Below are 1793 nucleotides of genomic sequence, written 5' to 3'. Positions count from 1 at the left end.
TATCCGGATACTGCCACCCCTGAACCTCTCCCAAATGCAGCATGCGCCGCCAAAGACTCCAGATAAAACTTCGCCCTGGATAATGCGACCAGCACAGTGCCTGGGTCAGCGGACCGCCATAGCGGTCCACCTTGAACAGCGGGTTATAGCCGCCATAGGCGTCAGCCTGCAGAATGCCAGTGAAGGATTTGAGATGGCGCTCGGGATGTTCCTGTCGCCGATCGCGCGAGGCATAATAGAGTGCCGCCGGCGGCGATTGCCCGCCGAACGGCCGGTCATCCCTGACATAGGTCCAGATGCGCCCGGTATCGGTCTTGCCGCGGGCTAAAATCGGCACTGTAGTGTCGTCGCCATGCAGCCGGCCGGCGGCAACCACATGCGTCTCGATCAGCGCATGCAACGGCTTCAGTGCCGCAGCACAGGCTCCAACCTGGTCGGCAAGCGTCGACACGCTGAGCTCGATGCCCTCACGGGCATAGCGCTCGCTTTGCCGGTTCAGCGGCTGGTGCTGGGCGAACTTCTCGAACAGGATCATCGCCAAAAGGTTCGGCCCGGCAAAGCCACGCGGGGTCACGTGGAAGGGTGCCGGCGGCTGCGTGATCTTCTCGCATTCGCGGCAGGTGAACTTCTCGCGCACCGTCTGGATCACCTTCCACCGGCGCGGGATCACCTCCAGCGTCTCGGTGACGTCTTCGCCAAGCTTCGCCAGCTTGGCTGAACCGCAGCAGGGGCAGTTCCGAGGCGCGGCGATGACGACGCGCTCGCGCGGCAGATGCTCGGGGAAAGGCTTGCGCGCGGGCCGTTTGCGCTCGAACGAGCGAACCGTCTGCGCTTGCGCTGCCGCTTGTCTCGCCGTCAGTTCGTCCTCGGTCGCAGCGGCCTCCAAATCCTCCAGCTGCAATTCCATCTGGTCAAGCAGCCGCGCCTTGCGCTCCGAGCGGCTGCCGTAAAGCTCGCGGTGCAGCTTCTCGATCTGCAGCTTGAGGTGCGCGATCAGGGCATCCGTGCTGGAGGTCACAGCCTGAGCACGCGCCGCGACGGCCTCCGCCTCCATGCGCGCGGCGCGCTCCGCGAGGATCATCGCGTGGGCGGCACCAAGATCGGTCGGGAGCGAATCAGGGGCGACTTTCACAGGCGGAAAGGAATCACATCCACTCCTGCTTTCAAAGGCAAAACCGTCACCCGACCGACGTCGGACGCCAGGTTTCCTGCGGATTTCGCCAGTCGATTCCGGACAGAAGATAACCGAGCTGCGCCGCCGAGATCGTCACTGCGCCGTCGGCCGGGCTTGGCCAAATGAACCGCCCTCGCTCTAGCCGCTTCGTGAACAGGCAGGCCCCCTGACCGTCGTGCCAGATCACCTTCAAAAGATCGCCGCGGCGACCGCGGAAGCAGAACAAATGCCCGCTCAGCGGATCGCGCTTGAGCACCTCCTGCACCTGCAAAGCCAAGGACGGGAAGCCTTTGCGCATATCGGTGTGACCGGTCGCCAGCCACACCCGCATGCCGGAAGGAATCGGGATCATCGCCGCTCCACAACATCGAGGATCCGGCCGAGCGCCTCGGTGTCGACGTCACTCTCGACCCGCAGGCGACGGCCACCGCCAAGCTCGATCGTCACCATGCTGGTCTTACGACGCGCACGATGAGTGGTGACCTGTTTCAACTGCGGCGGGGGGGGGGGGGGGGGCCCCCCCCCCCCCGCCCGCCGCCCGCGCCCCCCCCCCCCCCCCCCCCCCCCCCGGCCGCCGGAGGGGGTGGGGGCCGCGCGCCCCAGGCCCAGCCCGCACGCC

The 1793-nt window shown here is 66.3% G+C and carries 1 protein-coding gene and 1 pseudogene; both read right to left on the bottom strand.

The window, feature by feature from the left end:
- A pseudogene (gene tnpC / locus NKH57_RS33655) lies at positions 1–1081 on the bottom strand (IS66 family transposase); the annotation flags it as partial.
- A gap of 97 nt (positions 1082–1178) precedes the next feature.
- Positions 1179–1526, bottom strand: coding sequence for an IS66 family insertion sequence element accessory protein TnpB (tnpB, locus tag NKH57_RS33650; protein WP_352950662.1), 348 nt, complete (start codon positions 1524–1526; stop codon positions 1179–1181).
- Positions 1527–1793: the final 267 nt, after the last annotated feature.

This window comes from Mesorhizobium sp. M1050 (genome assembly GCF_040318715.1).
Taxonomy (GTDB): Bacteria; Pseudomonadota; Alphaproteobacteria; order Rhizobiales; family Rhizobiaceae; genus Mesorhizobium.
This window is presented reverse-complemented; position numbering and strand designations above follow the sequence as displayed.

What these genes read in the sequence shown, in the direction of transcription:
- tnpB (WP_352950662.1), bottom strand. Translation starts at nt 1,526, where the DNA reads ATGATCCCGATTCCTTCCGGCATGCGGGTGTGGCTGGCGACCGGTCAC.